15 protein-coding genes and 1 riboswitch are annotated in these 22,499 nt (G+C 63.9%); of the genes, 5 read left to right on the forward strand and 10 right to left on the reverse strand.

Annotation, left to right across the window (positions count from 1 at the left end; all coding sequences use genetic code 11):
- Positions 1-11 precede the first annotated feature (11 nt).
- The gene (gene gltB / locus J1C56_RS24375) at positions 12-4,742 is read left to right on the forward strand and encodes a glutamate synthase large subunit (RefSeq protein ID WP_214392592.1); all 4,731 of its coding nucleotides are present in this window, start codon (positions 12-14) and stop codon (positions 4,740-4,742) included.
- 113 nt (positions 4,743-4,855) lie between these two features.
- Positions 4,856-6,310 (forward strand): glutamate synthase subunit beta, encoded by a 1,455-nt coding sequence (locus J1C56_RS24380; RefSeq protein WP_214392593.1) that lies wholly within the window; start codon positions 4,856-4,858, stop codon positions 6,308-6,310.
- Positions 6,311-6,616: 306 nt separating this feature from the next.
- On the opposite strand, the gene J1C56_RS24385 is transcribed toward J1C56_RS24380, so the two are convergent.
- Positions 6,617-7,858, reverse strand: a complete 1,242-nt coding sequence (locus tag J1C56_RS24385; RefSeq protein ID WP_246591891.1) for an SGNH/GDSL hydrolase family protein — start codon at positions 7,856-7,858, stop codon at positions 6,617-6,619.
- A gap of 15 nt (positions 7,859-7,873) precedes the next feature.
- Complete coding sequence (locus J1C56_RS24390) at positions 7,874-9,100, reverse strand: lytic murein transglycosylase (protein WP_214392594.1); 1,227 nt, start codon at positions 9,098-9,100, stop codon at positions 7,874-7,876.
- Positions 9,101-9,346: 246 nt separating this feature from the next.
- Between J1C56_RS24390 and galU the strand changes: the two genes are divergently transcribed.
- Both galU and bluB read left to right on the forward strand, forming a co-directional pair.
- The gene (gene galU, locus J1C56_RS24395) at positions 9,347-10,234 is read left to right on the forward strand and encodes a UTP--glucose-1-phosphate uridylyltransferase GalU (RefSeq protein WP_214392595.1); all 888 of its coding nucleotides are present in this window, start codon (positions 9,347-9,349) and stop codon (positions 10,232-10,234) included.
- A 62-nt stretch (positions 10,235-10,296) separates the two neighbouring features.
- A riboswitch (cobalamin riboswitch) is annotated at positions 10,297-10,481 on the forward strand.
- Between the two features lie 47 nt (positions 10,482-10,528).
- Positions 10,529-11,260, forward strand: coding sequence for a 5,6-dimethylbenzimidazole synthase (gene bluB, locus J1C56_RS24400; RefSeq protein ID WP_214392596.1), 732 nt, complete (start codon positions 10,529-10,531; stop codon positions 11,258-11,260).
- Here bluB and J1C56_RS24405 read toward each other — a convergent pair.
- The gene (locus tag J1C56_RS24405) at positions 11,257-12,945 is read right to left on the reverse strand and encodes an outer membrane beta-barrel protein (protein WP_214392597.1); all 1,689 of its coding nucleotides are present in this window, start codon (positions 12,943-12,945) and stop codon (positions 11,257-11,259) included. The two genes, bluB and J1C56_RS24405, sit on opposite strands and share 4 nt — an antisense overlap.
- A 149-nt stretch (positions 12,946-13,094) precedes the next feature.
- On the opposite strand from J1C56_RS24405, the gene J1C56_RS24410 reads away from it, so the two are divergent.
- A complete protein-coding gene (locus J1C56_RS24410; RefSeq protein WP_214392598.1) occupies positions 13,095-14,093 on the forward strand; it encodes a KpsF/GutQ family sugar-phosphate isomerase in 999 nt (332 codons plus the stop codon).
- A gap of 15 nt (positions 14,094-14,108) precedes the next feature.
- Here the strand turns inward: J1C56_RS24410 and J1C56_RS24415 are convergent, their stop codons facing one another.
- The 7 genes from J1C56_RS24415 to J1C56_RS24445 all read right to left on the reverse strand — a co-directional run bounded on the left by J1C56_RS24415 (position 14,109) and on the right by J1C56_RS24445 (position 22,275).
- On the reverse strand, positions 14,109-15,332 hold the full coding sequence (locus tag J1C56_RS24415; RefSeq protein WP_214392599.1) for an MFS transporter: 1,224 nt from the start codon (positions 15,330-15,332) through the stop codon (positions 14,109-14,111).
- Positions 15,333-15,388: 56 nt separating this feature from the next.
- Positions 15,389-16,030 (reverse strand): TetR/AcrR family transcriptional regulator, encoded by a 642-nt coding sequence (locus tag J1C56_RS24420; protein ID WP_214392600.1) that lies wholly within the window; start codon positions 16,028-16,030, stop codon positions 15,389-15,391.
- A 118-nt stretch (positions 16,031-16,148) separates the two neighbouring features.
- Entirely contained in the window at positions 16,149-16,613 is a 465-nt protein-coding gene (locus J1C56_RS24425) for an NfeD family protein (protein ID WP_214392601.1), read from the reverse strand.
- Positions 16,614-16,651: 38 nt separating this feature from the next.
- Positions 16,652-17,602, reverse strand: a complete 951-nt coding sequence (locus J1C56_RS24430) for an SPFH domain-containing protein (protein ID WP_214392602.1) — start codon at positions 17,600-17,602, stop codon at positions 16,652-16,654.
- A gap of 116 nt (positions 17,603-17,718) precedes the next feature.
- Complete coding sequence (locus J1C56_RS24435; protein WP_214392603.1) at positions 17,719-18,933, reverse strand: NAD(P)/FAD-dependent oxidoreductase; 1,215 nt, start codon at positions 18,931-18,933, stop codon at positions 17,719-17,721.
- A gap of 64 nt (positions 18,934-18,997) precedes the next feature.
- The gene (gene hemH / locus J1C56_RS24440; RefSeq protein WP_214392604.1) at positions 18,998-20,062 is read right to left on the reverse strand and encodes a ferrochelatase; all 1,065 of its coding nucleotides are present in this window, start codon (positions 20,060-20,062) and stop codon (positions 18,998-19,000) included.
- A 218-nt stretch (positions 20,063-20,280) separates the two neighbouring features.
- Complete coding sequence (locus J1C56_RS24445; RefSeq protein WP_214392605.1) at positions 20,281-22,275, reverse strand: 5'-nucleotidase C-terminal domain-containing protein; 1,995 nt, start codon at positions 22,273-22,275, stop codon at positions 20,281-20,283.
- Positions 22,276-22,499 lie beyond the last annotated feature (224 nt).

A 22,499-nucleotide genomic window follows, 5' to 3' on the forward strand; every position in this document is an offset into this window, starting at 1 on the left:
GAGACAGGACGATGACGGAGTTGACGCCATCTGTGACGACGGATTTTGCACCGGCCGCGCAGACGAAAGCGGCCAACAATAAAACCGATCATCTCCGAACCCCCACCGGCTATGCAGCGCATGGCCTCTACGATCCGCGCAACGAGCATGACGCCTGCGGCGTCGGCTTCATCGCCCAGATGAAGGGCGTGAAGTCGCACCAGATCGTCAAGGACGGCCTGTTCATGCTCAACAACCTGACGCATCGCGGTGCGGTGGGCGCTGATCCGTTGATGGGCGACGGCGCCGGCGTCCTGGTGCAGATTCCCGATACATTCTTCCGCGAGGAGATGGCCAAGCAGGACATCGAGCTGCCGCCGGTCGGCCAGTACGGCGTCGGCCACTGGTTCATGCCGCAGGATGCGGCAATGCGCGACCACATCGAAGATATCATCCGCGAGTCGGCGCAATCAGAAGGCCTGCCGCTGATCGGCTTCCGCGACGTTCCGGTCGACAACTCCTCTTTGTCGAAGGCGCCGGAGATCGTGGCGTCGGAGCCGTTCCACCGCCAGGTGTTCATCGGCCGCACGCCCGAAATCGATGACGACGAGGAATACGAGGCGCGGCTCTATCTGCTGCGCAAGGTCATTTCCGGCCGCATCTATGCCGAAAACAACAACAGGGACATCGGCGCCTATTGCGTGTCGCTGTCGGCGCGGACCATCGTCTACAAGGGCATGTTCCTGGCTTTCCAGGTTGGCGACTACTACAAGGACCTTGCTGATCCGCGCTTCGAGACGGCGCTGATCCTGGTTCACCAGCGTTTTTCGACCAACACCTTCCCGTCTTGGAAGCTGGCGCACCCCTACCGCATGGTCGCGCATAACGGCGAGATCAACACGGTGCGTGGCAACAACAACTGGATGGCGGCGCGCCAGGCCTCGGTCGACTCCGAGCTGTTCGGCAACGACATCTCCAAGCTCTGGCCGATCTCCTACGAGGGCCAGTCGGACACGGCGTGCTTCGACAACGCCCTCGAGTTCCTGTTCCAGGGCGGCTACAAGCTGGCGCATGCCATGATGATGCTGATCCCGGAAGCCTGGGCCGGCAACAAGCTCATGGATAGCGAACGCAAGGCGTTCTACGAGTATCACGCGGCCCTGATGGAGCCGTGGGACGGTCCGGCCGCGGTGTGCTTCACCGATGGCCGCCAGATAGGCGCCACGCTCGACCGCAACGGGCTGCGCCCGGCCCGCTACATCGTTACCGACGACGACCGGGTGATCCTGGCCTCCGAGGCCGGCGTGCTGCCGGTCGAGGAAAAGCACATCATCAAGAAGTGGCGCCTGCAGCCGGGCAAGATGCTGTTGATCGACCTGGCCAAGGGCCGCATCATCTCGGATGAGGAGATCAAGGCCGAGATCGCCACCAAGCACCCCTACAAGACCTGGCTGTCCAACACCCAACTGATCCTTGAGGACCTCAAGCCGGTCGAGCCGCGTGCCCTGCGCAAGGACGTCTCGCTGCTCGATCGCCAGCAGGCCTTCGGCTACACCCAGGAAGACACCAAGCTTTTGATGTCGCCGATGGCGACAACCGGCCAGGAAGCCGTGGGTTCGATGGGCACCGACACGCCGATCTCGGCGATGTCGGACAAGTCGAAGCTGCTCTACACTTACTTCAAGCAGAACTTCGCCCAGGTCACCAACCCGCCGATCGACCCGATCCGCGAGGAACTGGTGATGAGCCTGGTGTCGTTCATCGGCCCGCGCCCCAACATCTTCGATCTCGTCGGGTCGTCGCGGCGCAAGCGCCTTGAAGTGCGCCAACCGATCCTGACCAATGGCGATCTGGAGAAGATCCGCTCCATCGGCCACACCGAAGACAGGTTCGACACCAAGACCATCGACATCACCTATGGCGTGCAGGAAGCAGCGGCAGGCATGCAGGGCGCGATCGAGCGCTTGTGCGAGCGCGCCGAGGCGGCTGTCGCCGGCGGCTACAACATCATCATCCTGTCAGATCGCCAGATCGGGCCGGACCGCATCGCCATACCGGTGCTGCTCGCGACGGCCGCCGTGCATCACCACCTGATCCGCAAGGGCCTGCGCACGTCCGTCGGCCTGGTGGTGGAATCGGGCGAACCGCGCGAAGTGCATCACTTCTGCTGCCTCGCCGGCTATGGCGCCGAGGCGATCAACCCTTATCTCGCCTTCGACACGCTGCTCGACATGCACAAGAGTGGCGAGCTGCCGGAAGAAGTCGACGCCTATGAGGTTGTCACGCGCTACATCAAGTCGATCGGCAAGGGCATCCTCAAGGTCATGTCCAAGATGGGCATCTCGACCTACCAGTCCTACTGCGGCGCGCAGATCTTCGACGCCATCGGCCTGAAGACCGATTTCGTCGAAAAGTACTTCACCGGCACCGCGACCAATATCGAGGGCGTCGGGCTGGAGGAGGTCGCGGCAGAAACTGTCAGCCGCCATGCCTCGGCATTTGGCGAAGACCCGGTGCTGCGCAACGCTCTCGAAGTCGGTGGCGAGTACATGTACCGCATGCGTGGCGAAGCCCACATGTGGACGCCTGACGCGGTCGCCTCGCTCCAGCATGCGGTGCGCTCGGGCTCATGGTCGACCTTCAAGGAGTTCTCTGCCCAGATCGACAGCGAGACCGCGCGGGCGCAATCCATCCGTGGCCTGTTCCGCATCAAGCTGGCCGAGGAAGGCGGGCGCAAGAAGCTTGCGCTCGACGACGTCATGCCCGCCGCCGAGATCGTCAAGCGTTTCTCGACCGGCGCGATGTCCTTCGGCTCGATCAGCCGCGAGGCGCACACGACGCTTGCCATCGCCATGAACCGGATCGGTGGCAAGTCGAACACCGGCGAGGGCGGCGAGGAACCGGATCGCTACCTGCCGCTGCCAGGTGGTGGCGTGAACCCCGAACGTTCGGCGATCAAGCAGGTGGCCTCCGGCCGCTTCGGCGTGACGACGGAGTATCTGGTCAACTCCGACATGATCCAGATCAAGGTTGCCCAGGGCGCCAAGCCCGGCGAGGGCGGCCAGTTGCCCGGTCACAAGGTCGACGCGACAATCGCCAAGACCCGTCACTCGACGCAGGGCGTTGGCCTGATTTCGCCGCCGCCGCACCACGACATCTATTCGATCGAGGATCTGGCGCAGCTGATCTACGACCTGAAGAACGTCAACCCGGCGGCCGACATCTCGGTCAAGCTGGTGTCGGAAGTGGGTGTCGGCACGGTCGCGGCAGGTGTCGCCAAGGCGCGCGCCGACCACATCACGATCTCGGGCTATGACGGTGGTACGGGTGCGTCGCCGCTCACCTCGCTCAAGCATGCCGGCAGCCCGTGGGAAATGGGCCTCGCCGAGACGCACCAGACATTGGTGCTGAACGGCCTGCGTTCGCGCGTCGCCCTCCAGGTCGATGGCGGCCTGCGCACCGGCCGCGACGTCGTCATCGGCGCGCTTCTGGGCGCCGACGAGTTCGGCTTCTCGACCGCGCCGCTGATCGCTGCTGGCTGCATCATGATGCGCAAGTGCCACCTCAACACCTGCCCGGTTGGCGTCGCCACCCAGGATCCGGTGCTGCGCAAGCGCTTCAAGGGCACGCCCGAGCACGTCATCAACTACTTCTTCTACGTGGCCGAAGAGGTGCGCGAGCTGCTGGCCGAAATGGGCTACAGCCATCTCGACCAGATCATCGGCGATGCCGATCTTCTGGAGAAGCGCGAGCTGATCGACCACTGGAAGGCGCGCGGCCTCGACTTCTCCAAGGTGTTCTACAAGCCCGATGCGCCGCGTGCGGCGATGCACTGGACCGAACGCCAGAAGCATCCGATCGACGACGTTCTCGACCGCACGCTGATCGCCGAGGCAAAGGCAGCGCTCGAGTCTCGCCAGCCGGTGAAGATCGAAGCGTCGATCCGCAACGTCGATCGTTCCGCTGGCGCCATGCTGTCGGGCGAGGTGGCCAAGCGCTTCAGGCACAAGGGCCTGCGCGAGGACACCATTTCGGTCAGGCTGACGGGTACCGCCGGCCAGTCGTTCGGCGCCTTCCTGGCGCGCGGCATCTCCTTCGAGCTGGTCGGCGACGGCAACGACTATGTCGGCAAGGGCCTGTCGGGTGGCCGCATCGTCATCCGCCCGCCGGAGGACTCCAAGATACTCGCCGAGGAATCGATCATCGTCGGCAACACCGTGCTCTACGGTGCGACCGAAGGTGAGTGCTACTTCCGCGGCGTGGCCGGCGAGCGTTTCGCCGTCCGCAACTCAGGCGCAGTCACCGTCGTCGAAGGCGTTGGCGACCATGGCTGCGAGTACATGACCGGCGGCGTCGTCGTCGTCATCGGCAAGACCGGGCGCAACTTCGCGGCCGGCATGTCCGGCGGCGTGGCCTATGTTCTCGACGAGGACGGCGATTTCGCCGAACGCTGCAACATGGCGATGGTGGAGCTCGAGCCGGTTCCCGAAGAGGACGACATGCTCGAAAAGCTGCACCATCACGGCGGCGACATCGCCCATATGGGCCGCGTCGACGTGTCGGGCGACATGACCCGCCATGACGAGGAGCGTTTGGTGCAACTGATCTCGAACCACATGCACTACACCGGTTCGACGCGCGCCAAACAGATCCTCGACGATTGGGCGACCTATCGCCCGAAATTCCGCAAGGTCATGCCGGTGGAGTACCGCCGCGCACTGATCGAGATGGAGCGCATGAGGATGGGGGTCGCGGCGGAGTAGCCGCGACTTACCTGCCGGCCGCGTCCAGCTGGACGCGCGCCATCGCATGCTTCATTTGAAGTGGTGGAATTCTACGCCCACGCCGAGGCGCCGGGCATGAGACGAGAGTTACGATGGGCAAGGTTACAGGTTTTCTCGAAATCGACAGGCAGGTGCATAAGTACCAGCCGGCTTCCGACCGCATCCGGCATTTCCGCGAATTCACGCTGCCGATGTCGAACAAGGAAGTCGAAAAGCAGGCCGCGCGCTGCATGGATTGCGGCATTCCGTTCTGTCACGGTCCGACGGGCTGTCCGGTGCACAACCAGATCCCGGACTGGAACGATCTCGTCTACAATGGCGACTGGGACAATGCGATCCGCAACCTGCATTCGACCAATAATTTCCCCGAATTCACCGGCCGCATCTGCCCGGCTCCTTGCGAGGAAGCCTGCACGCTGAACCTCGAGGACATTCCGGTCGCCATCAAGACCGTCGAGCAGGCGATTGCCGACAAGGCCTATGAGACCGGCTACATCAGGCCTTATCCGCCCGAGAAGAAAACGGGCAAGAAGGTCGCCGTCATCGGCTCCGGCCCTGCCGGCATGGCAGCGGCGCAGCAGCTTGGCCGTGCTGGCCACGACGTCCATGTCTATGAGCGCGAGAGCCGCCCCGGCGGTCTGCTGCGCTTCGGCATTCCCGACTTCAAGATGGAAAAGCACTATATCGACCGCCGTATCGAGCAGATGGCGGGCGAGGGCGTGACCTTCCATTGCGGCGTCAATGTCGGCGTCGACAAGCCGGTCACCGAGCTTCTGGCCGAACATGACGCAGTGCTCTATTGCGGCGGCTCCGAGACGCCGCGTCCCGCGGGCATTCCGGGCGACGACCTCGAGGGCGTGCACGACGCGATGCCTTACCTCGTCCAGCAGAACAAGCGCGTCGGCGGCGAAGACATCCAGTCGGTTGCCTGGCCCTCCGAGCCGATCGTTGCCGGTGGCCTGCATGTCGTGGTCGTGGGCGGTGGCGACACCGCCTCCGACTGCGTCGGCACTGCATTCCGCCAGGGTGCCGTGCGCGTCACCCAGCTCGACATCCGACCGCAGCCACCGGAGCGGGAAAACAAGCTCGCCGTGTGGCCCTATTGGGCGACCAAGATGCGCACCTCGTCCTCGCAGGCCGAAGGCGCGCAGCGCGAGTTCCAGGTGGCGACGCTGGAGTTCATCGGCGAAGAAGGCCAGCTGACCGGCGTGAAGTGCTGCGAAGTCGACGACAAGCGCAAGCCGATCCCCGGCACCGAGTTCGTCATCCGCGCCGATCTCGCCTTCATCGCCATCGGTTTTGCCGGCCCGCTCGCCGACGGCATGGTCAAGGAACTCGACGGCAAGCTCGAGATCACCACCGACAGCCGCCGTTCGACCAACGTCGCGGCCAACGACCGCGACTACAAGACCACCGTCGACAAGCTCTATGTCGCCGGCGACGTGCGCCGCGGCCAGTCGCTGGTGGTCTGGGCGATCCGTGAGGGCCGCCAGGCGGCGCACTCGATCGACACCGACCTGATGGGGTCGAGCGTCCTGCCGCGCTAAGACATTGTGGGTGCGTCCTTCGAGGCTCGCCCCCAGATGCCGTCCATAGCCCTGCAACGATTGTGAGGGCTCGCACCTCAGGATGAGGACCGTAGCGCAAGCGGTCCTCATCCTGAGGTGCGAGCCTTTTGCTTTCTTACTTTGAAAGATCTTGCCTTCCCTCCTTGAAGAGATGCGTTTGCATTCATCTCAAGGGTAGCGCAGCCACGGTCCTCATCCTGAGGTGCGAGCCCTCGCTGTCATTTCGGAATTGGTTCGAACCGTTCGCGGGCGAGCCTCGAAGGACGCACGACTGGCCTGCGCGGCTTATCGCCTGATGATGGCGGTCGTCGTTTCGGTGCTTTGCGCGGCAGGCAGCGGCTTCGGTGGCCAGGAGAAGTCGTCGATCCGGCCCGCAGGCGCAGTAGGTGCGATCCCTTGCACGGCAAGTTTTTCGCCGGGCGAACGTGGGTCGGTCTTGGCAGCCGTTTGCCCGCCGAGAAGTTCAGTGCCGCCGTCGAGTTCCGGATCAGAAAGCGAAACCGGTACCGTCCGGTCGATGTTGACCGGAACGTTGAGCTCGCCGGGAGTGGCCTGCGGCAGGCTTGCCGGCACCACGGTTTCGGTGCCTTGCGGCGTGATGCCGAGCAGCTTGTTCAGCGGTTTTTCGGCGAAGAAGGCGAGCTTGCGCTTGCCGGCCCGGGTGACGTTGATGCCGTCGTCGGAGCGTAGCCGCACCGGCTGGCCGTTGATGTCGGGGCCGCTGGTCACGAAGACGCCAGCCTCGTCGACGAAGCCGTCCCAGACATCGACGAACTCGCTGCCCGCGGCTTCCGTGGCGGCTCGGTAGATGTCGTTGAAGGCGAGCATGTCGGTGTTCATCTTCGACGACTTGAAGGCGGGCATGCCGACCCACAGGAATGGAACCTTGGTCTCGGCGATTGCCTTGGCCAGCTTCTCCGCACGCCCGGAGTATTCCTTGGTCCATGCGGCACTCATCGGCGGCTCGCGGTTGTCGGCGACCCGCATCTGCTGGCGGTCGTTGGAGCCCATCATGATGATGACGGCCGCCGGCTTTTCCTGCTCGATCAGTGCCTTGGCCTTCTCGGGCCAGTTGTAATAGTCCTCGCGGACGAGGCCCGACGAGCCGTTGGTCTTGTCGATCACCCGAATCTTGGCGTTCTCGGCGAAGACCGTGCCGAGGCCTTCGGCAATGCCGCCGCCGAGGAAGTCGCCGATGACCAGGACGACACGCGCGTCCGCCAGCTTCTCGACCACCGGCACGGCGGGATCGGCTGTCCTGCCGACATTACCGGCTGTAGCCTTTGGCTTGCGCGGCGTCTTGCGGATCTTCTTGCGCGGCTGCGGTTCGTCCATGATGAACGGATCGACGCGCGGCTCGCGGCGCGGCATGAACAGGTCGCGCAGGGACCATTTGCGCAATATGCCTTCCTGCGCCACGGCCGGCGTCGGCATAGTCGACGAAATGGCGGTCAAGGCGACCGCCACCGCGACCAGTGGCATCGTCAGGCGCAACAGCGAAAACCGTGGACGACGCGTCGATGCCAATACAGCCTCCGGTTGCTAGTTACGCCGCAGGAACTTCAGCACTTCCATGCTCGGATGACCGTCCGGCGTCAAGCCCAGCTGTGCCTGGAATGCCTTGATTGCCGAACGGGAGCCTTCGCCGATCTTGCCGTCGCTCTTGCCGTCGTAATAGCCGTGCGCCGAAAGCCGCTTCTGCAACTCCTGCTTTTCCTCGAAGCTGAGCTTGGTGAACGGCCGCTTCCAGTCTTGCACCAGGCCACCGTAGCCGGCGATCTCGTCGGCAAGAAGGCCGACGGCGAGCGCGTATTTGTCGGCGTTGTTGTAGCGCTTGATGACCGAGAAGTTCTTTGTCATCAGGAACGCCGGTCCGCCGCGGCCGTCCGGCACCTTGAGCGTGGCGACGTCGGAGCCGCGCTTGAAGGCCTTGCCGTTGGCGCGTTCGATGCCGAGCGATGCCCATTTGTCGATCGTCAGCGACCCCGTGGGGAACTTCTGGCCCTGAGGCAACGCGACCTCGTAGCCCCAGGTCTTGCCGGCCTGCCAGCCGTTCTTCTTCAGCAGGTTGGCGGCGGTAGCGAGCGCGTCGGGCACGGAGTTCCAGATATCGCGCTTGCCATTGCCGTCGGCGTCGACGGCATAGGCCTGGTAGCTGGTAGGGATGAACTGCGTGTGGCCCATCGCACCGGCCCAGGAGCCGACAAGGTGGCTTTCGTCGATGTCGCCACGTTGCAGGATCTTGAGCGCGGCGATCAGCTGGGTGCGGGCAAATTTCGCCCGGCGCTGGTCGCCATAGGCAAGTGTCGCCAGCGAGCGTACGACATTGCGCATCACCTTGTCGTTCTTGAGAATCTCGCCGTAGTTCGATTCCATCGACCAGATGGCGAGCAGGATGTAGCGGTCGACGCCGAACTTGGCCTCGATGCGGTCGAGCCAGGGCTTCCACTTCCGTGCCATCTCGCGGCCGACGGTAATCGACTGGTCGTGGACGCGGTTGTCGAAATAATCCCAGACGGGCGCGGTGAATTCGGGCTGGAAGCGGGCTTTTTCCAGCACTTCGGGGTCGGCCGATGTTACGCCGCGAAAGGCGCGGTCGTAGGTCGAGCCGGAAATCCCGTTGTCTGCGGCGACCGAGCGGAAGCTCGACACCCAGCGCTGGAAGCCGGCTTCGGCGGCCGCCGGGCCGGCGGGCAGCATCAATGCCAGCGACAGGCCAGCGATTGCAGCGGCGCTTGCGAGGCCTTTGGCGGTCTTGCGAAGGGGCATTCTTTCCTCCTTGGAGAGATCAGAACTACGATTCATCGCCGATGCCGGTTATCAATCAGTTTACCATAGACGCTTTGGGGAACGAAAAGCGGGTTGAAGGATTGTCCACCTAGGCGTTCGGACAATCAAGATCGCGTGATCAATGGTCTTGCCCGCTGTCGCCGAATATGTGAACGCATTCAGTATTCATCAATTCGGGCGTGGCAAAATCCGCGTCCGATACATCCCTCCATCGGACGACCAGCAATGAAAAGAGTTCGCAAGGCAGTTTTTCCGGTCGCGGGCCTCGGCACGCGCTTCCTGCCTGCCACCAAGTCTATCCCCAAGGAAATGCTGACCGTGGTCGATCGCCCTGTCATCCAGTACGTGGTCGACGAGGCGCGTGAAGCGGGCATCGAACATTTCATCTTCGTCACCGGCCGCAACAAGGCGGTCATCGAAGACCATTTCGACGTCCAGTTCGAACTCTATGACACGCTCGCCCAGCGCGGCAAGATCGAGCAGCTCGAGCGCCTGCAGCGGCTGCAGCCGGGCCCGGGCCAGACCTCGTTCACGCGCCAGCAGGTGCCGCTCGGCCTCGGCCATGCGGTGTGGTGCGCGCGCGAACTGGTCGGCGACGAGCCCTTCGCGCTGCTGTTGCCCGACATGATCATGCAGTCGGAAAAGAGCTGCATGCGCGAGATGGTCGAGCTCTATGCCGAGACCGGCAACAACATCATCGCCGTCCAGGAATGCGATCCCGCCGAGGCGCACAAGTACGGCATCGTCGGCAAGGGCAAGTCCGTGCACACCGGCTTCGAGATTGAAGGCATGGTGGAGAAGCCCAAGCAGGGCACCGCGCCGTCGAACCTGTTCATCAACGGCCGCTACATCCTGCAGCCTGAGATTTTCAACATCCTGGCAAGCCAGGAGCGTGGCGCCGGCGACGAGATCCAGCTCACCGACGCGATGCTCAAGCTCGAGAAGTTGCAGTCCTTCTACGGCTACCACTATCGCGGCCGCACCTTCGACTGCGGCTCACCGGAAGGCTTTGTCGAGGCCAATGTCGCCTTCGCGCTGTCGCGTTCCGATCTCAGCAAGAGCATGGCCGGTATCATCGAAGGCCTTCTTGGCGAGATGAAGTCGGGCAAGTAACTGCGTGTCGCCCGTGCGTCAGGATTGGACGCACGGCGCGATGGCTTTCGCCTGCCGCAGCCGCTAGAAATACCCTGCCAGGTGCCCGCAGCGATGCGGGAGAATCGGGAACACGGTGCAAATCCGTGGCGTGCCCAACGCTGTAAGAGGGACCGTATCGGCAAAAGCCACTGTTCACGTTGAACGGGAAGGCGCCGACGACGGGTTGAACTCAAGCCAGAAGACCGGCCCGGCAGACATCGACCACCGCATGGTCAGGCGGGGGCAACCGATATGCTCGCCAGGGGACATGCGATGCTTGCTGACCAGTTGAATGCCGTTTCAGGCTGTTTCGACCTTGCTGCCCAGGATGCCGTCTACCGCGCCATCTTCACGCGACGCGACGTTCGCAGCCATTTCCTGCCCGATCCGATCGGCGACGATGTGCTGGCGCGGCTTCTGCTTGCAGCCCATCACGCGCCGTCGGTCGGCTTCATGCAGCCGTGGAACTTCATCGTCATCCGCGATCTCGAAAGGCGTGAGCGGGTCCGCGATCTGTTCTTCGCCGCGCGCCAGCAGGAATTGCCGCATATCGCCGAAGAGCGGCGGGAGCTGTACCGCAAGCTCAAGCTCGAAGGTATCTGCGAGAGCCCGCTCAACCTGGTCGTCACCTGCGACCGCGGCCGTTCGGAAAGCTCCCCGCTTGGGCGCTGGCACAATCCTGAAATGGACCTCTACAGTACCGTCTGCGCCGTGCAGAATTTCTGGCTGGCGGCGCGCGCCGAAGGCGTCGGTGTCGGCTGGGTCAGCATCCTCGACCGCGAGGCGCTCAAGCAGTTGCTCGGCATTCCCGACCACGTCGTGCCGGTGGCTTATCTCTGTGTCGGCCATGTCAGCGAGTTCGCCGAGAAACCCGATTTGGAGCGACATGGCTGGGGTCGCCGCCTGCCGCTTGCCGACCTCATCATGAGCGAGGTGTTCTCCGGGGAGGGGGAGGCGGCCTTGAAGGCCGTCGCCGCCGGTATCAGCGGCTCGCCAGTACGCTAGCGCTGGATCTTCAGCCCGACGAAGACGCTGTTGGTCTTGGCGTCGCGGTTGGACAAGGTGCTGTCGAAGGTCTCGTGGCGCAGCTTGCCGGTGAGGCCGGCATAGCGGTTGAGCCACCAGGTCAGGCCCGCCTCGGCGCTCAGCCTGAGTTCGTGGTCGTTGGAGCTGGCATAGTCGCGGTAGCCGACGCCGCCGGCGAGGAATGCGGTCAGGTTGGACCGGATCTGCCGCTCGATACTGAGGCGGCCGTTGTAAAGCACCGAGCCGCTGTCGCCAGCGGTGGTCGATCCTTCAACCAGGGTTTCGCCGGTCAGGCCGACGATCGTTCCGCGCATCGGCGACCATTTGAGGTCGGCGGCAATGGTTGCGGCGGAAACCGTCTTCAGCCGGTCGTCGTCGAAGTCTTCCGAAATCCAGCCGGCAGAGATTTCACCGCCGAACTTTTCGCCCATGTCGATCTCGACGCCGGCGCGGGCACCGGTGCGCTTGGACGAACGCTCGAAACCGGCGGTATCGAAGCGCAGATCATAGACCCTGCGCCCGAATTCGACCTCGCCAAAGGGGGTGAACGCAGGCGAGACCTCGTAACCGACGCGGACCTTGCCGGTGTAGAGGGTCGAGTCGCGGTCCTTTTGCGACAGCGTGGTGCCATCAGTGAGTTCCGCGTCGCTGTAGCTTTCGTCGACAACTTCGCCGGTGACCCCGAAGCGGAGCTTGCCGACATCCTTTTCGACACCCAGCGAGCCGTTGAGCGTATGCAGGGTCGGCCGCTCCGCAGTGCCGGAGATGACCACGGGCGACGACGTCGATTCCGGGCGCATGCTGTAGCCGAGCCGCGCCAGCGCGCGCAGGTCGTCGGCGAAGTCGAGCTGCAAACGCCCGTCGATGCCGCCGCTGAGATCCTTGACCTCCTGGCCGGAGACGGATTTGCGGTAATTGCCGTAGGCGTCGATGGTGGCCGAATGGTTTTCCCAGTCGGACGCGGCATTCAGCCTGAGCGTCGTCTCGGACAGGATCGCCGACTTTCCATCCGAGCTCGAATCGGCGTTCGACGTGGCTGTAATGCCCTGTTCCAGGCTCGGCTTGAGTACGAAGGTGCCGAAGCGGACGCCGGTCGGCTCGAACGGGTTTGCGTCCGGCTGCGGCCTGCGGCCTTCGATGGCGCGCTGGCGTTCGGCTTCGGGGCCGTTTTCTATTTCGGTTTCGGAATCGACGGTGCCCTGGCGCACGGTGCCGGTGGTCAGTTCTTCGTTGATTGCCGCCGTGGCCGGCCTTTCGGTAGCGGCGGACGTTGCGGCAGTACCGGCCTGCCGCTCGCGCGCTTCGCGGGCACGCTGGCGTGCGGTGGTAGGCAGGCGGGCGGATGACGAGGAGCCGGCTGTCGTATTCTCGGCGTTGGGCGGCTCGCTGAACAGATCAGTGGCCTCGGCGTCGGCCTGGGTCGGGATCGCGCCCGGGCTGACGGGCTGATAGGCCGGTGCCTGGTCCTGTACCGGCTCGGCTGCGGGGCGCCTTTTGTAAAGCAGCAGGGTGTTGTTGAGGTCGTCTTCGCTGACCGGTCCGCGCAGCCCGGTTTCCTGGGCATGGAGCGGGGCAGCGCACAGCAGCGTCGCCACGCTTGCCGTCGCCAGCAAGACGCGGAGTGCAGTATTCCGTTTGCGATGCTCCGGCCTGATCTGCGCCATCTTTCCCACTGCTTCGCCGACGCAAGGGCGTCGCACTTACCAACTGGTAAATGGCCATGGTTAACGGAGCGTTTCTCGGTGGCCTGCGGGAGCCCCGTTTTGGGCGGATAATCATGGACAGCCGCCGTCCGACGCGCTAACGCATCGCCATGCACGCTGGATCGTTGAAAAAAGAGCCGGACGGGCAGGCGTCGATCGCCTCCGCGCTCCGCACCGTCACCATCGAGCAGGCCGGTATCGCCGCGCTTGTCGCAGCGCTTGAAGGCCCGCTCGCCGAGCCATTCGCCAAGGCCGTCTCGATCCTGGGCCAGCTCAGCGGCCGGGCGATCATCACCGGCGTCGGCAAGAGCGGGCATATCGGCTCCAAGCTGGCGGCAACCTTCGCCTCGACCGGAACGCCGGCCTATTTCGTCCACCCCTCGGAAGCCATCCACGGCGATCTCGGCATGATCACCAAGGAAGACGCGATCGTCGCGCTCTCCTGGTCGGGTGAAACAGCCGAGCTCAAGGGCATTGTTGCTTATTCCAGGCGGTTTTCGATCCCGCTGATTGCGCTTACCGCCGGCGATTCCTCAGCCTTGGCGCGCCAGGCCGATGTCGTCCTGTCGTTGCCGCGTGCGCCGGAAGCCTGTCCGCACGGTCTTGCGCCGACCACCTCGACGCTGCTTCAGCTTGTCGTCGGCGACGCGCTGGCGGTGGCACTGCTCGAGGCACGCGGCTTCACCGCCGATCACTTCCGCACCTTCCATCCCGGCGGCCAGCTCGGCGCGAGCCTGATGCCGGTCGGCGACCTGATGCACAAGGGCGACGAAATGCCGATCGTGTTGATCGGTACCAAGATGCCGGAAGCGGCGCGGACGCTCTCCAAGAAGCGTTTCGGTTGCGTTTGCGTCGTCGACGAGCAGGGCAGGCTGGCCGGGATCATCACCGATGGCGACCTGGCCCGCAATCTCGACCGAAATCTCGCCGAGACGAATGTCGAAGACATCATGACCCGGCAGCCCAAGACGGTGCCGCCACAGATGCTGGCCGGCACGGCGACGGCGATGCTCAACGAGCACAACATCAGCGCCATCCCCGTGGTCGAAGGCGACAAGCCTGTCGGCATCATCCACTTCCACGACCTGCTCAGGGTCGGCGCTGCCTGACCTGCCGGCGTCGGTTTACAGTTCCGTCGTGCCGGTTGGTTCGTCTCGCCCCAGCGCGAGCGCGGCAATGACCGCGCAGGCCGCGAGCACCGCGGCGCATGAGATGAGCACGGGCGCTGCGCCAAACATGTCGAGGGCCGTGCCGACGACCAGCACGGCGACCGGCGCTGCCATCAGGATCAGGCTTATCGACGCGCCGATCACATGCGCGCGCAGGCTTTTTGGCGCACTCGTCTGCAGCAGCGTGGTGAAAACAGGCGAAAGCGGGCCGGCGGCAATGCCCAGCACCGCACCCGAGGCAATGAGCATGGGCATCGAGCGGTCGATGGCAAGCAGGATGACGCCTGCGGCCAAGCCGACAAAGGCTGCGACGAAGACGTTGCGAAGACTCGGGCTCCGGCCGATTGCGGCCAAGGCAAGGTTGATTGCAATCGCACCCGCCGCGGCGGCGGTGAGATAAATCCCCAGCGCCGAAGCAGGCTGACCCTCGGTGCGCAAAATCGCGGGCAGGGCTACCGCCTCGATCGCCACGAAGGTACCCGTGCCGAGGCTCGCCAGCAGCAGTGCCGTTCGCAGCCGTACCGATCCGAAGATGATGCGCAAGGCAGCAGTGAACTCGGCCGTGGCAGCGGATGACGCCTGCCGCAGGCGGAATTGCGGCAGGCTCAGCATCACCAGAGCCGCGGCCGCTGCGTTGATGGCGGCGATGATCCACAGCAAGGTCGACGTGTCGACGACCGCCACCAGAACGGCGGCGATCGCCGGCCCCACAATGGCTGCGCCACTGTCCACGAGATCGTCGATGGCGTTGGCGCGCAGCAGCGGCATCCGAGCCAGCCGCGCGATCTCAGGAACGCGGGCCTCGATCGCCACGCCGCCGGGGCCGTCCAAGATGGCGCCGCATAATGCAAGCGCCACCAGCAGGCCGATCGTCAGCGTGTCCAGGCTGTAGAGCAAGGCAGCCATGACGGCGGCAACGGTACCTAGACAGGCGGCGAGTATAGCCGTGCGGCGGATGCCCAAACGCTCGGCGATGAGCCCGCCAAAGGCACTGCCGACGATTGCCGGGGTCAGCGTCATGAAGGCGATGACACCCATCCAGCTGGCGCTGCCGGTGAGGTCATAGACAAGCCAGGGGTAGACGATCGCGGTGATCGCGTTGCCGAGATTGAAGACGATGCTGGCCAATTGCAGACCGGCAAACGGTCCACGCGTTCGGGCAAGGCGCAAGGTGTTCATGACTGCTCAACTGCTGAACGCAGCTTCCTTCGGTTTCGCTTTTTGGGATTGCTGCTTCAGGCTTTGACGGTCTGTTCCCGGGCTGCCTTGCCGGCCCCTTTTGCTCCCGGCCGGAGAAAGCGGGTCAGGAGCAGGTGCAAATTTGCCTGTTGTTCGAGCGGATGGAAGCCGGGGTCGACAGCAATGCGGCCGAATATTCCGTCAATCAGCGCCGCGACCCAGCGGGCGGTTTCGACAGGATCGAGCGTGGCATCGATCTGCCCGCGCGAGGCAGCGTCGCGCAGCATCACGCTGAGCGATGCCTGCATTTCGGCATCGTAGGCAGAAACCAGCGCGGCGATCTCCTTGTCGCGCATCGCCTCGGCGGAGATTTCGAGGGCAAGGCTCGAATAGGCGGGATCGGCGGCCAGTTCGAGCACGATGTCCATGAATTTGAGAATCTCGTCGAACAGGTCCCGGCTCTGGTCGATCTGCGCGAAATAAGCCGCCGTCTCGCGGCGGTCCTGCTCGACGATCGCCGCGATGATCGCCTGCTTGGTCGGATAGTAGTGGAAGAGATTGCCGGGGCTCATCCCCGCTTCGGCGCAGATTTCCGCGGTCGAGGTGCCATGAAAGCCCTTCCTGGTGAAACAAGTGATCGCCGCAGCCAGGATCTGCTGCTTGCGCGCCTCGAATTTTTCAGGGTCGACCTTGCGCATCAGCGCTCTCTTTTATTACTAGATTATTTAGTCTAATAATTGAGCGAGGCTGCCTGGTCAAGGCAAGGCGCGATGCGCGAAGTGGTGAGTTGCCGGCGAACTACCGGGGCTGCTCGCCTCAGGCCGGCTCTACCACCAGCTCGAGATCAGCATCCGCCGCGCCTATGACACGCACCTGCGCGCCTGCGGGCAGGTCAGGACCTGAGACGCGCCATGTCGTATCGCCGAGCTTGATGCGGCCACGGCCTTCCTTGATAGGCTCGGACAGCGTTGCCGTGCGGCCGATCATCTGGGCGCCGCGGCGGTTGAGCAGAGGCTGATCAGACGCCGTTTCGCGGTCGCGGACGATCTTCTTGCCGACATAGGCGGAGGCGAGCGCGAGGACGAGGAAGATGAGTACCTGCACCTGCCAGGTCCAGACCGCGACGTCCCAGAGCAACAGAGAGGCCGAGCCGACGATCAGGGCGGCGATGCCGATCCACAGCAGAAAGACGCCGGGCGCGAAGATCTCCAGGCACAACAGGATGAAGCCGAGCAGCATCCAGTTCCAGGGACCGAGTTCGGCAACGATGCTTGCGATCATGTGCAGTTCCTCAATTCACCTCTCGCTCGGCTGCCAGATCACCCTTGCTCGGGCGGAATCTTCGGCGTGCGCGAAGCCTGGCGCTGCGCGCCTGACGTGCCGCCGTCGCGGAACACTTCCTTGGCGATCTCGCCGATGCCGCCAAGCGTACCGATCAGCGCCGAGGCTTCCATCGGCATCAGCACGACCTTGCTGTTGCTGGCGGAACCGATCTTGGCCAGCGCCTCGGTGTATTTCTGGGCGACGAAGTAGTTGATCGCCTGGACGTCGCCCTTGGCGATGGCCTCGGACACCACCTGGGTGGCGCGGGCTTCGGCCTCGGCGGCGCGCTCGCGGGCCTCGGCGTCGCGGAAGGCGGCTTCCTTGCGGCCCTCGGCTTCCAGCACCTGCGCCTGCTTCATGCCTTCGGCTTCGAGAATCTGGGCGCGCTTGTTGCGTTCCGCCATCATCTGTCGGCCCATCGACTCGATGAGGTTCGCCGGCGGGTTGATATCCTTGATCTCGACGCGGGTGATCTTGATGCCCCAGGGGTGGGCCGCTTCGTCGACGACGCGCAGCAGGCGCTCGTTGATGGCGTCGCGATTGGACAGCAATTCGTCGAGATCCATGGAGCCCATCACGGTGCGGATGTTGGTCATGGTCAGGTTGAGGATGGCGTTTTGCAGCCCGGCGACCTGGTAGGCGGCCTGCGGTGCGTTCAGCACCTGATAGAAGGCGACTCCGTCGACGGCGACCATCGCGTTGTCCTTGGTGATGATCTCTTGCGTCGGCACGTCCAGCACCTGCTCCATCATGTTCATCTTGGCGCCGACGCGGTCGATGAAGGGGATGATCAGGTTGAGGCCGGGCGTCAGTGTCCTGGTATAGCGGCCGAAACGCTCGACGGTGTAGTTGAAGCCCTGCGGGATTGTCTTGATGCCTGCGAACAGCACCAAAAGCACGAGAACGACAAGTACCGGGATGACAATGTCAAATCCGCTGAAGTTCATTCGGCTATCCCCCAAAATTGAACGCGGTGGCGCAAGTCACCGCACCGCTCGATGATGAAGACTTAAGGGTCTTTGGGAGCCGTTACAATCGTGAGGAGGTGGATTGTCGGACGTTCTCAACGGCGAAAGCCAAACAGGTCTGCGTCACAATCGATGCCGCCCGAAATGGCCGCGCTGACGATCTCGGCGGCGATGCGCGAATAGGTGATGCCGTTGCCGCCATAACCCATCACCGCGTGGATGCGGGGATGGCGAGGCAGCTTGCCGATAAAGGGCAGGCCGGTGGCCGTGGTGCCGAACGAGCCGGCCCAGGCGAATTCGGGTGTCGTGTCGAGCTGGGGCAAGAGCCGCTTCAGTTTCTGCGAAATGCGATCCGATTTTCCGGCGATCAGCGCGTCTCGCCGCGCCTCGTCGATGAAATCCTCGTCCTCTCCGCCGCAGATCACCCGGCCGTCGGCGGTGGCCCGCATATAGAGATAAGGGTCGGATGCCTCCCAGATGAAGGCTTCGTCCGGCCACAGCTTTTGCTTCTGCGGCCGCGTGGCGATCGCCCAGGTCGAGATGATCTTGTGGCCGCTCGCGGGCACGAGATCGGCGACCAGCTCATAGCCGGTGGCCAAGACGACATGGCTGGCCGTGATCGTCGGGCCGTCAGCCGTCGCCACCACCACCTCGTTGCGGCTGGACTTGACGGCGGTCGCCTCAACCGGAGCGTAGAAGCGTGCCTTGCGTTCGCGTGCCTTGCGGAACAGCCCGGCGGTCAGCTTCCGCGGGTCGAGCGCCAGGTTGTCGTGGCTGAGGATGGCGCCGTCGCGCTCCATGCCGAATTTTTCGCGCAGCGCCGATGGCGCCAGATAGGTCGCGTGGATGCCGGCAAGGCGCCGCGCTTCGGCCTCGGCGCGCAATGCGGCGGCGTCGAGCGCGTCGCCGGCGAGATAGAGCGACTGTTTCGTCTGGGTATTGCAGCGGATGCCGAGTTCGTCGATGCGCGCCTTGATGTTCATCACCGCAAGCCGCGACCGACGCCACGCCCGCTCGGCCTTTTGCTTGCCGATCTGGCGCGACAGCAGCGATAGCGGCTGGTCGATCTCGAACTGGACAAGGGCTGTCGTGGCCGAGGTCGAGCCCAGCAGCGGTCCGCGCCGGTCGATGCAGACGACCGAATGGCCTGCTTCGGTCAGTGCCTCGGCCATCATGGCGCCGCTGATGCCCATGCCGATGATGGCGACGTCGGTCTTGATGTCGCGCGTGAGCTTGCCGGCCGGGACGGACGGCGCGCGATAGGCGTACCAGACGGGCCGTCCGGTCCTGAGGTCGAGCTTGCGGGTCATTGTCGGGCGGGTCTCCTGGCCCGCGTTCAACGCCGCGCGCCGGTGGAGGTTCCGCCAGCGGCGGCTAGACCCAGCCCATCAGTTCGCGACGGGTGATGGCCTCGATCACCGCCATGCCTTCCGGACTGTCGTTGAGGCAGGGAATGTGGGAGAAGCTCTTGCCGCCGGCATGGTGGAAGATCTCGGCATTTTCGCCGGCGATCTCCTCCAGCGTCTCGATGCAGTCGGACGAAAAACCCGGATTGACGATGGCGATCGATTTCACGCCTTCCTTGGCCAGCCTCTCCACCGTCTTGTCGGTGTAGGGCTGCAGCCATTCCTGGGCGCCAAAGCGCGACTGGAAGGTGGTCATCAGCTTCTTGTCGCTCATGCCAAGCCGCTCGCGCAGCAGTCGCGTCGTCTTCACGCAATGGCAGTGGTAGGGGTCGCCCTTCTCGAAATAGGGTTTTGGGATGCCGTGATAGGAGGCGAGGATCACCTCCGGCTCGAAGTCGAGCTTGGCCAGGTGCTGTTCGATCGAGCGGGCCAGCGCTTCGATGTAGACCGGCTCGTCGTAATAGGCCGGCACGCTACGGATCGATGGCTGGGCGCGCAGCTTCATCAGCGCGCGGAACAGCTGGTCGTTGGCGGTTGCGGTCGTCGTTGCCGAATATTGCGGGTAGAGCGGAAACAAAACGATGCGGTCGCAGCCCTGGGCGATCAGCTTCTGGGTCACGCTTTCGGTCGAGGGATTGCCATAGCGCATGGCCCAGTCGACGACCACGTCCGGCAGGTCGCGCAACGCTTCGGCAAGCTTCTCGCCCTGGGCGCGGGTGTAGGTGCGCAGCGGCGACTCATCGCGCTCGGTGTTCCAGATCTTCTTGTAGTTTGCGCCTGACTTCTTCGGCCGGGTGTTGAGCACGATGCCGTAGAGGATCGGATACCAGACGATGCGCGGCAGTTCGATGACGCGCGGGTCGGACAGGAATTCGCGGAGATAACGCCACATCGACTTCTTGTCGGTGCCGTCGGGCGTGCCGAGATTGACCAGGAGAGCGCCAACCTTGCCCTTGCGCACTGCGGGGTGACCGTTGGGGAATGGGCCGAGCGCCTTGGCCGATTTTTCGTCGATTGTGGTGGTCAGGTTCATTCGGTGTCTCCGTTACGCGGGATACCTAATTGAAAGGCGCCGATGTTCAATGTCGCGTCTGGCCGCACCCTGCAAGGGAATAGGGCAATAGGGCAGAAAGGGAGTAGGGCTACCTCAATATCTTATTGCCTGACTGCCCTAATGCCCTATTCCCTTGCTCGGAACGCAAAAGCCCGCCCGGTTGGCCGGGCGGGCTTGTCGAGAGCAGGTTAGCCCTATCAGTTTGCCGACGGGATCGAAAGCGTTCCGCCGATGGTCAGGTCCTCGGCCTTGGCATCCGGGTTCGCCGCGGCGATGGCCTGCCACTTGGTGGCGTCACCAAGATAGGTCTTGGCGAGATCCCAGAAGGTGTCGCCACGGGCGATGGTGTGCGACTTGCCGCCTGCAGCCGGCGTTGCCGCCGGTTCAGCCGCTGCGGGTGCCGCCGCTTCGGCAGGCTTGGCCGGCTCTACGGCCGGCGGCGTGGCGGCGATCTCGCCCGAGGCACTCGGCAGCGCCGGCGTTGCCGGTGCTGCTTCGGCGGGCTTGGCAGCTTCAGCTGGTGCAGGGGCAGCATCGGCCGGCTTTGCCGGCTCGGCCGGGGCAGGTGCCGCAGCTACGGTCGCGGCGATCTCGGTGATGCGGCCGTCGAGCTTGGGCGTGAACGGCCGGTTCTTGGCGAGATAGTCGGCGACGACCTGTTCGAGGCTCGGACCGTAGTCGTAGGCGTTGGTGGCGTTCGAGGCGAACAGCTTGTAGCCGTCGCCGCCCTGGCGGACGTAGTTGTTGGTCGCAACCGTGTAGACCTTGGCTTCGTCGATCGGCTTCCACGCGCCGCCGTCCATCACCTCGACCGACTTGACGCGGCCGGCATTGGCGGCGACCGACTTGTCGAAGGAGTACTTCAGGCCGGCGACCTGCGGGAACTTGCCTTTGCCTTCCTCGATCTCGCTGACGCCTGCTTCAAGCGAGGCGACGATGTCCTTGCCGGAAAGCTGGAAGGTGGCGAGCGTGTTCTGGAACGGCAGCACCGTCAGCACTTCGCCCATGGTGACCACGCCCTGGTCGATCGAGGCGCGGATGCCGCCGCCGTTCTGGAAGACGATGGTTACGCCCTGGTCCTTGACCCGGTCGAGGATGGCGTCGGAGATCAAATTGCCCATCTCGCATTCGCGCGCCCGGCAGCTCTCGCGGCTGCCGTCGATCATCGCGGTGGTCTCGGCGACTTCCTTGTTCTTCAGCTCCTCGATAGGCGCGCCGAGTTCCTTGATGCGGGCGAGCACGGCCTCGTCGGGCTTGATCGAATTGTCGAGATAGATCGGGTCGCCCTTGGCTTCCTTGACGACGCCGTTGTCGTCGAAGGTCACGGTGAACTCGCCGAGATATTTCGAGTAGGACGCGGCCTGGGTGACCGGAACCTTGTAGCCGTCGGGGTTGTCGATCATCGTCGGGTAGGGCCCTTCGGCCTTGGCGTCGGTGTTCGACAAAAGCGAATGCGAGTGGCCGCCGACGACCACGTCGACGCCTGGGATCTTGGCGATCAGCTCCTTGTCGCGGGGGTAGCCGACATGGGTCAGCGCGATGATCTTGTTGACGCCCTCGGCCTTCAGCTTCTCGACTTCGGCGGTGATCGTCTTGATGTCGTCTTCGATGGCGATGTTGGGGCCGGGCGAGGCGACTTCGGGCGTGTCATTGGTGACGGCGCCGACGATGCCGACTTTCTGCCCGCCGACCTCGATCACCAGCGACGGCTTGATGCGGTCGCCGACCTTGGACTGGGCATTGGGGTGGACGTTGGCCGACAGCACCGGGAACTGGATCTTCTCCAGGAACGGCACCAGTGCGTCCTCGCCATCGTCGAACTCGTGGTTGCCCACGGTCATGGCATCGAACTTCATCTGGTTGAGGAACTCGGCTTCGACCGCGCCCTTGTAGGTGGTGTAGAACAGCGAGCCCTGGAAGTTGTCGCCGCCGTTGAGCAGCAGAACGTTCTGGCCTTCGAGCTTCTTGCGCTGTTCGGCAATCGCGGTGACCAGGCGCGCGGCACCGCCGATGCACTCGCCCTTGCCTTCTTCTTCGGCGGAACAGGTCGATTCAAACTTGTTGTTGCTCTCAATGCGGCTGTGCCAGTCATTGATATGCATGATGGTCAACGTGTAGTCGGCGAATGACGGCACGGCGGAATAGCCGAATGCCGAAGCCGACAAAGCCGCAATGGCAGCCAATCTCTTCATGATGAAATCTCCCGAATGACCCCGACGAGACGTTTAGCGTCTTCGCTTGACCGGAATGTTACACATTCCTTGGCGCCATGTTCACATTCCGAATTTTCGGATGCAAGGGAGAATCGGCAGTTTGTAGCCGTCTTACTTGTCGGCCGGAGGCGGCTTCGCCAGCGCGGATACCGGCGATCCCGCCGGTAACGTCACCAAGCCGATGTGCCCGCCGGAGCGGGCAC

The sequence above is a fragment of the Aminobacter anthyllidis genome (genome assembly GCF_018555685.1).
Classification (GTDB): Bacteria; Pseudomonadota; Alphaproteobacteria; order Rhizobiales; family Rhizobiaceae; genus Aminobacter; species Aminobacter anthyllidis.

Excerpts from the sequence above, each read along its gene's own strand:
- gltB (WP_214392592.1), top strand. The coding sequence starts at position 12 with ATGACGGAGTTGACGCCATCTGTGACGACGGATTTTGCACCGGCCGCG.
- J1C56_RS24380 (WP_214392593.1), top strand. The coding sequence starts at position 4,856 with ATGGGCAAGGTTACAGGTTTTCTCGAAATCGACAGGCAGGTGCATAAG.
- J1C56_RS24390 (WP_214392594.1), bottom strand. The coding sequence starts at position 9,100 with ATGCCCCTTCGCAAGACCGCCAAAGGCCTCGCAAGCGCCGCTGCAATC.
- galU (WP_214392595.1), top strand. The coding sequence starts at position 9,347 with ATGAAAAGAGTTCGCAAGGCAGTTTTTCCGGTCGCGGGCCTCGGCACG.
- bluB (WP_214392596.1), top strand. The coding sequence starts at position 10,529 with ATGCTTGCTGACCAGTTGAATGCCGTTTCAGGCTGTTTCGACCTTGCT.
- J1C56_RS24405 (WP_214392597.1), bottom strand. The coding sequence starts at position 12,945 with ATGGCGCAGATCAGGCCGGAGCATCGCAAACGGAATACTGCACTCCGC.
- J1C56_RS24410 (WP_214392598.1), top strand. The coding sequence starts at position 13,095 with ATGCACGCTGGATCGTTGAAAAAAGAGCCGGACGGGCAGGCGTCGATC.
- J1C56_RS24415 (WP_214392599.1), bottom strand. The coding sequence starts at position 15,332 with ATGAACACCTTGCGCCTTGCCCGAACGCGTGGACCGTTTGCCGGTCTG.
- J1C56_RS24420 (WP_214392600.1), bottom strand. The coding sequence starts at position 16,030 with ATGCGCAAGGTCGACCCTGAAAAATTCGAGGCGCGCAAGCAGCAGATC.
- J1C56_RS24425 (WP_214392601.1), bottom strand. The coding sequence starts at position 16,613 with ATGATCGCAAGCATCGTTGCCGAACTCGGTCCCTGGAACTGGATGCTG.
- J1C56_RS24430 (WP_214392602.1), bottom strand. The coding sequence starts at position 17,602 with ATGAACTTCAGCGGATTTGACATTGTCATCCCGGTACTTGTCGTTCTC.
- J1C56_RS24435 (WP_214392603.1), bottom strand. The coding sequence starts at position 18,933 with ATGACCCGCAAGCTCGACCTCAGGACCGGACGGCCCGTCTGGTACGCC.
- hemH (WP_214392604.1), bottom strand. The coding sequence starts at position 20,062 with ATGAACCTGACCACCACAATCGACGAAAAATCGGCCAAGGCGCTCGGC.
- J1C56_RS24445 (WP_214392605.1), bottom strand. The coding sequence starts at position 22,275 with ATGAAGAGATTGGCTGCCATTGCGGCTTTGTCGGCTTCGGCATTCGGC.